Origin of the sequence: Streptomyces sp. NPDC059850, assembly GCF_042731515.1 — a bacterium.
GTDB lineage: Bacteria > Actinomycetota > Actinomycetes > Streptomycetales > Streptomycetaceae > Streptomyces.
In genome coordinates, this window is sequence record NZ_JBHWJI010000070.1 from 39,144 (window position 1) to 45,778 (window position 6,635).

General features: G+C 71.0%; 8 protein-coding genes. 4 read left to right on the plus strand and 4 right to left on the minus strand.

What is annotated here, in order from left to right; all coding sequences use genetic code 11:
- Positions 1-92 precede the first annotated feature (92 nt).
- The gene (locus ACFV9T_RS37360; protein ID WP_385446989.1) at positions 93-761 is read left to right on the plus strand and encodes a TetR/AcrR family transcriptional regulator; all 669 of its coding nucleotides are present in this window, start codon (positions 93-95) and stop codon (positions 759-761) included.
- Positions 762-788: 27 nt separating this feature from the next.
- Positions 789-1,589: an inositol monophosphatase family protein gene (locus ACFV9T_RS37365; protein WP_385446999.1), complete on the plus strand. Its 801-nt coding sequence runs from the start codon at positions 789-791 to the stop codon at positions 1,587-1,589.
- A gap of 58 nt (positions 1,590-1,647) precedes the next feature.
- Here ACFV9T_RS37365 and cobF read toward each other — a convergent pair whose 3' ends face one another.
- From cobF to ACFV9T_RS37385, 4 genes are all read right to left on the minus strand, one after another.
- Positions 1,648-2,448, minus strand: a complete 801-nt coding sequence (gene cobF / locus ACFV9T_RS37370) for a precorrin-6A synthase (deacetylating) (RefSeq protein WP_385447001.1) — start codon at positions 2,446-2,448, stop codon at positions 1,648-1,650.
- Between the two features lie 22 nt (positions 2,449-2,470).
- Complete coding sequence (locus ACFV9T_RS37375) at positions 2,471-2,908, minus strand: FAD-dependent monooxygenase (protein WP_385447003.1); 438 nt, start codon at positions 2,906-2,908, stop codon at positions 2,471-2,473.
- Positions 2,909-2,988: 80 nt separating this feature from the next.
- On the minus strand, positions 2,989-4,221 hold the full coding sequence (locus ACFV9T_RS37380; RefSeq protein WP_385446990.1) for a cation:proton antiporter: 1,233 nt from the start codon (positions 4,219-4,221) through the stop codon (positions 2,989-2,991).
- Entirely contained in the window at positions 4,208-4,639 is a 432-nt protein-coding gene (locus ACFV9T_RS37385) for a hypothetical protein (protein ID WP_385446991.1), read from the minus strand. The genes ACFV9T_RS37380 and ACFV9T_RS37385 overlap by 14 nt, the downstream gene beginning before the upstream one ends.
- A 280-nt stretch (positions 4,640-4,919) precedes the next feature.
- On the opposite strand from ACFV9T_RS37385, the gene ACFV9T_RS37390 reads away from it, so the two are divergent.
- Positions 4,920-5,867: a HAMP domain-containing sensor histidine kinase gene (locus ACFV9T_RS37390; protein ID WP_385446992.1), complete on the plus strand. Its 948-nt coding sequence runs from the start codon at positions 4,920-4,922 to the stop codon at positions 5,865-5,867.
- A 2-nt stretch (positions 5,868-5,869) separates the two neighbouring features.
- Positions 5,870-6,529 (plus strand): response regulator, encoded by a 660-nt coding sequence (locus ACFV9T_RS37395; protein WP_385446993.1) that lies wholly within the window; start codon positions 5,870-5,872, stop codon positions 6,527-6,529.
- Positions 6,530-6,635: the final 106 nt, after the last annotated feature.

Sequence of the window (6,635 nt, forward strand, 5' to 3'; positions counted from 1 at the left end):
CGGACGCTAAGCGGAGATAGCATCTCCGTTTACGGAGTCACTGTAGCACCAAACCGGAGAGCCCTTCTCCGGTTGCGGGGTACAGTGGACTCATGAGCAGCCGATCCGCCTCCACCCCGCCTTCCGGGAACACTCCGGCGCGCCCTCTGCGGGCGGACGCCGAACGCAATCGGCAGCGCATCATCGCCGCTGCTCAGGAGGTCTTCGCCGAACGAGGGCTGGACGTCACCCTCGATGACATCGCCCATCACGCGGGGGTCGGTGTCGGTACCGTCTACCGCCGCTTCTCGGGCCGCGAGGAACTCATCGAGGCCGTCTTCGAAGACGCGGTGCGGCAGGTGGTCGCGCATGCGGAGCAGGTCCTCACGCGGGACGATCCCTGGGAGGGTCTCGTGGAGTTCCTCCAGGCCACCGCCCAGCGCTTCGCCGAAAGCCGCGGGCTGAGAGAGGTCCTGCTGGGCGGCGCGCACAGCAGGCCCCGGGTGGATGCCGTCCGGGAGCATCTCCACCCCCTGATCGGCGATGTCTTCGCGCGGGCCCAGCAGCACGGCCCGCTCCGCGACGACATCGAGGCGACGGACTTCCCCTTCATCCACATCATGCTCGGAGCCGTCACCCAGAACGGCAGAGCCGTCGCACCGGACCTGTGGAAGCGCTACTTCACCCTCATCCTGGACGGCATGCGCCGCGACCGGAGCGGCCCGTCCCCCCTGCCCCACCGCGCACTCGCCCCGGACGAAGTCCACCAGGCCATGATGTGAGTGCGTCGCCCCGATATTCTGCACGCCGTGGTCAACTTAGCTGCAGGTCTTGACGATGCTGAGATCGCGATAGCCGCGGCGCGTGCCGGTGCGGAGGCCGTATGCGCCAGGTATGGGCAGCGGCTCACCCGCATCGACAAAGGTGCCGGGGACTTCGCCACTGACGCCGATGTGGCGGCCGAGGAGGCGATCCTCGGCGTCATCCGTGCCGCGCGGCCCGAGGACGCGGTGCACGGCGAGGAGGGCGGGCAGCAGGGTGCGGCGGGCGCGGTGCGCCAGTGGTTGGTGGACCCGTTGTGCGGCACGCTCAACTATGCCGTCGGCAGCATGTTGGTGGCCGTCAACGTGGCACTGCGCAACGGCCCGGCCGCGGTGGCCGATCCGTTCAGCGGCGAGGTCTTCTTCACCGACGGCGCGACCGCTTGGGTTCGGCGCGACGGAGGCGACACGCGACTGGCGCCGACGGCTGCCACCCAGTTGGTGGACGTGAACCTGGATCCGCCCTTTCCGAGCGCGCCTGGATTCAGGGCTGTGGACGTGCTCGCCCACCCCGGATTCGTCGAACGGTTCCGGCCGCGGGTCGTGTCCACGACGCTGGCGCTGGCCTGGGTCGCGGCCGGAAAGCGCGCCGCATACGTCACCGATGGCGGTGACCTCGCCGAGAGCGTGCACTTCGCCGCCGGTATCGCTCTGTGCCGGGCCGCTGGCTGCGTCGTCACCGGAGTCGATGGCACGCCGATCGGGCAGGCAGCCCGAGGGCTCGTCGTGGCCTCGGACGCCGAGACTCACGGGCTGCTGTTGTCGATGATCCGCGGTCGAGGCTCATGACTTCGTGGCGCCGGTTGACACCCCACGGGGTGTCGTCGCCGACCCAGCGGAGAGGCGGTTACGGTCCCTCAGGCGCGGTCGGCTGCTCCCTCAGGCGCAGCAGATACGTGTCCATGATCCACCCATGCCGCTCACGCGCCTCGGCCCGCACCCGCCGGATGCGGTCGGACACCTCCCGCAGGGGTCCCGCCACCAGCAGCTCGTCCGGTGTGCCGAGGTAGGCGCCCCAGTAGATCCAGACATCGTCTCCTTCGACGCGCGTGAACGACTCGTGGGCGTCGAGCATCACGACGATGTCGCCGTCGTCGTTCCGGCCCACGTCGGAGAGCCGTCGGGCCGGGGTGATGTGCACCGGCCGTCCCACCTGGTTCAGGGGGATGCGGTGGCGTGCGGCGAGCGAGGAGACACTGCTGATGCCGGGGATGACCTCGATGTCCGGCGAGACGGCGCCGCGTTGCTCGATGTCGGCGAGGATGCCGAGGGTGCTGTCGTACAGCGACGGATCGCCCCACACGAGGAACGCGCCCGTCTCGTCGGCCGTCATCTCCTCGCGCAGCATGTCCTCGAAGAGGTCCGCGCGGCGGGTGCGCCAGTCCTGGACGGCCGAGGTGTAGTCGCCCCGGTCCATCGGACGCCGGTCCCTGCTCGGGTCGTCCACCTCCACGACCCGGCAGGGCCCCCGCGCGTGCTCCTCCAGCATGCGGTGGCGCAGATCCGTGAGGGAGGACTTGGCGTCCCCCTTGCCGACGATGAAGAACACGTCGGCGCGGCGCATCGCCTTCACCGCCCCGAGCGTCAGGTGGTCGGGGTCGCCCGCTCCGATACCGATGACGAGAATCCGGCGTTGCTGCGTGGTCATGGAGGGCAGTCTCCCAGGTCGGCTACGCCGCCACGGCGGTTCGTGCCCCGCGATGTCGGTGAGGTCGGTTGGGCCGGTGAGGTCGGTGCCCCGCCGGTCCGGTCCGGGTTTGCCGATCCGGCAGACCCGCACCGCTTCCTCGGGTGTGCGCCGCGTCTCCCGCGAGGAACACGCGGTCGATACGGAGCGGTCGGCCATCGCCGCCCGGATCCGGAGAGCGGACACCCAGCGGACCTCGCGGACCGTGAGGTCGTGTCCCGTGCGGTGCCGGAGCAACCGCTGCAGCACCTGCGGTGCGGTGCCCCGGCCGACGTCCGGCTGCGCGCCGGGAGCGGTGAAGTGGACCAGCATGGCCCACGTCGGCTGCCACGAGGTAACGGGCCCGGATCACGTCCTCGCCGCCGTCGGAGTGCCGCACGGTCGCGGTGACGGCGTGCGTGTCCTGGGCGAGGGCGGTCAGTTCGCTGTGGAACTCGACATGCCCTCCGAGTTCCTACGCGTGCCCGGGAACGCCCGTCCGTCCCGCTGCGGGATCGGTGCTCACCGCGCCGGGTCGGCCTGTGGGGCGGCGGGCGTGGGCGGGCGGGCGCGGTCGCCGGGCAGCGGGAAGGGCGCGGCGCGCAGGGCGCGGGCGAGCAGGTGCGAGCGCCCGGCGACGATGGGGCTGAGGACGGCGAGGACGAGGACGTAGCCCGCGATGAACGGGGCGAGGCGGCCGTCGAGTCCCGCGCCAGCGGCCATGGCGGCCAGGATCAGCGCGAACTCGCCACGTCCCAGGAGCGTGGTGGCGATGTTCACAGCCTGCTGGGGGCCGTAGCGGTACAGGCGTGCCGCGAACAGTCCCGCGACCACGTTCATGGCGATGGTCAGTGCGGTCGCGGCGGCGACCGGTACGGCGACGGAGGCGAGGTCCACGGGGTTGACGGCCAAGCCGAAGGCGAAGAAGAAGATGGCGGCGAAGGCGTCGCGCAGCGGATGCACCAGTTCGCGGATCCGCGGCCCGGAGGGAGTTCCGGCGAGGATCAGGCCGACCATGAAGGCGCCGATGGCGTCGACCACCCCGAGGACCTCGGAAACGCCCGCGATGAGTATGGCGGCGCCGAGGAAAGTGGTGACCAGCAGTTCGTTGTCGCGCACCGCGACCAGACGCCCGATCAGGCGGGTGCCGTAGCGGGCCGCGATGGCCAGCACCATCAGGAAACCGAACGCCTTGGCCGCCTGAAGGAGGGTTTCCGTAACGCCCTGGGCGCCGCTGATGACGGGCTGGAGCGCGGCCAGGTACAGGGCGAGGAAGACGTCCTCGACGACGGTGACGCCCAGGATCAGGCGGGTCTCGGGGCGGGCGAGGCGACCGAGGTCAATGAGGATCTTGGTGACGATCGCGGAGGAGGAGATGCCCAGAACGCCGGAGAGGACCAGGGCTTCGCGTGCTCCCCATCCCAGGGCGAACCCGAATCCCAGCCCCGCGCCGACGTTCAGCAGCAGGTAGGTGCCACCGGCGGCCAGCAGGCGCCTGCCACCGCTTTTGAGATCGTCGAGGTGGAACTCCAGCCCCAGGTAGAACAACAGGAGGACCAGCCCGAGCGCGGAGAGCATCTCGAAGTCGTGCGGGTTCTCCACCAGGACCGGGCCCGGGGTGTGGGGGCCGAGCAGGATCCCGGCGAGGATGAACAGCGGGATCGTCGGCAGCCCGATCCGTCTGCCGAGACGGGCGAAGACGGCGGCGGCCAGGAAGGCGCCGCCCATGGCGAGCAGGGTGTCAGCGTGTCCCACGGGTCACGACCTTCCGCAGTGTGGTGGGCGTGGTGTGTCGCGGCTGGCGGGAGTGGATACGTCCTCCTTCGTTCCGGGCTGGCAGGTGTTCCGGGGCTGGCAGGCTCTGATGGTCCCCCGCCGGAGTGGGGCGCGGCGCCGCGCGTAAGGGACGGCCCCGGTCGGGTGGCGGCGCGAGCAGATGCGCCGCCCCCGCGGTGACCAGACCGGCCGCGAGGAGCGGGCCCTGCGGCAGCACCATGCCCATGACCAGCATCACCACGGAGAGGGCCAGCAGCACCCGGGCCGGGCCGCGCCGTCGACGGTCCGCGTGCGCCCGGCGCGGGTGCCCTGTCCCCGGACCGTGGGCGCCGGGAGGGGCGCTTCGCCGCGTCCGCGCCTGGACGTCGTGCGAGGGCTGGGTGCCGGGCCGCGCCATGGCTTTCTCCCTCCGGGGACCGGCAAAAGGCGGGTTCCATGCCACCGTCACACGCGGCCTCGCGGCCTCACCATCGGGTGCGGCACCCATTTCCTCGGGGGCCCGACCCCCACGACCGGCCGTCATGTGGGCACCGGCACCGATGGACGCCGCCACACCGCACCCGGCAGTCTGGCTATAAGGGCCGAAGCCCCCTCGACGGCAGCCGGGGCACCCGCGTCGGTGTGCGGAACCGGACCGGTCGCAGCCGTCGGCGCGGCGACGGGAGGAGGCGGTATCGATGTCCCTCTTCTGGCGGATCTTCCTGCTCAACGCCGTGGTGCTGATCGCGGCGACCACCCTGCTGCTGGGACCGGTCACCGTCTCCACCCCCGTCCTGCTCACCGAGGCCGCCGTCCTGACCGCCGGACTGGCCGCGATGCTCATCGCCAACGGCGTGCTGCTACGTGTCGGGCTCGCCCCGCTGCAACGCCTCACGCGTGCCATGACCACCACCGACCTGCTGAGACCGGGAACGCGTCCGGCCGTCGGCGGCCACGGCGAGGTCGCCGAACTGATCACGACCTTCAACACCATGCTCGACCGGCTGGAGGCCGAACGCGCCACCAGCGCCGTCCGCGCCCTGTCCGCACAAGAGGCCGAACGCCACCGCATCGCCCAGGAACTCCACGACGAGATCGGCCAGACCCTCACCGCCGTCCTGCTCGAGCTGAAAAGCGTCGCCGACCACGCGCCATCCGCCGTACGCGAGGAACTCCACCAGGTCCAGGAGACCACCCGCGCCAGCCTCGACGAGATCCGCCGCATCGCCCGCCGACTGCGCCCCGGCGTCCTGGAAGAACTCGGACTGGCCAGCGCCCTCAAAGCCCTCACCAGCGAGTTCACCGGCCCCACCCTGGCCGTACGCCACCACGTCGACGCCGACCTGCCGCCCCTGAGCCGCGACACGGAACTCGTCCTCTACCGCGTCGCTCAGGAAGGCCTGACCAACGCCGCCCGCCACTCGGGCGCCCGCCGCGTCGACCTCACCCTCAAGCGCACCCCCACGGGGATGGAGCTGAGCGTCCGCGACGACGGCCACGGAATCCAGGGCGCCGCCGAAGGGGCGGGCATCAGCGGCATGCGCGAACGCGCCCTTCTCATCGGCGCCGACCTCACCCTGAGTCCCCGCCCCGACAGCGGCACCGAGGTACGTCTCGTCGTGCCCCTCCACCACGAAAGCCACTGACCATGCCCGAGGCAGCCGAAACGCGCATCCTGCTCGCCGACGACCACCAGCTGGTCCGCCGCGGAGTACGCCTCATCCTCGACGCCGAGCCCGACCTGACCGTGGTCGCCGAAGCCGGCAACGGCGCCGAAGCCCTCGAAGCGGCCCGTGCCCACCACCCCGACCTGGCCATCCTCGACATCGCCATGCCTCGCATGACCGGCCTCCAGGCCGCCCGCGAACTCGACCGCACCCAGCCCGGCATCCGCATCCTGATGCTGACGATGTACGACAACGAGCAGTACTTCTTCGAAGCCCTCGCCGCCGGTGCCTCCGGCTACGTCCTGAAATCCGTCGCCGACCGCGACCTCGTCGAAGCCTGCCGCGCCACCATGCGCGGCGAGCCCTTCCTCTACCCAGGCGCCGTCAACGCCCTGATCCGCAACCACCTCGACCGGGCCCGGCAGGGCGAGCCGGTGCCCGAGCGGGCCATCACCGACCGCGAGGAAGAGATCCTCAAACTCGTCGCCGAAGGCCACACCTCCCAGCAGATCGCCGACATGCTCGTCATCAGCGTCAAGACCGTCGAACGCCACCGCGCCAACCTGCTGCAGAAACTCGGCCTCAAAGACCGTCTCGAACTCACCCGCTACGCCATCCGTGCCGGGCTCATCGAACCGTAGCCGCTTCCCGAACGGCGGACCTGCGGACGGCGACGACCACTTGGGACGGGTGTACGTCCCAAGTGGGGGGGGCCAAGCTACAGGAACTAGCCCGACGAAAGGTGCC

Bases quoted from the DNA above. Each gene is read 5' to 3' on its own strand.
- ACFV9T_RS37360 (WP_385446989.1), top strand. From the start codon at position 93: ATGAGCAGCCGATCCGCCTCCACCCCGCCTTCCGGGAACACTCCGGCG.
- cobF (WP_385447001.1), bottom strand. From the start codon at position 2,448: ATGACCACGCAGCAACGCCGGATTCTCGTCATCGGTATCGGAGCGGGC.
- ACFV9T_RS37385 (WP_385446991.1), bottom strand. From the start codon at position 4,639: ATGGCGCGGCCCGGCACCCAGCCCTCGCACGACGTCCAGGCGCGGACG.
- ACFV9T_RS37390 (WP_385446992.1), top strand. From the start codon at position 4,920: ATGTCCCTCTTCTGGCGGATCTTCCTGCTCAACGCCGTGGTGCTGATC.
- ACFV9T_RS37395 (WP_385446993.1), top strand. From the start codon at position 5,870: ATGCCCGAGGCAGCCGAAACGCGCATCCTGCTCGCCGACGACCACCAG.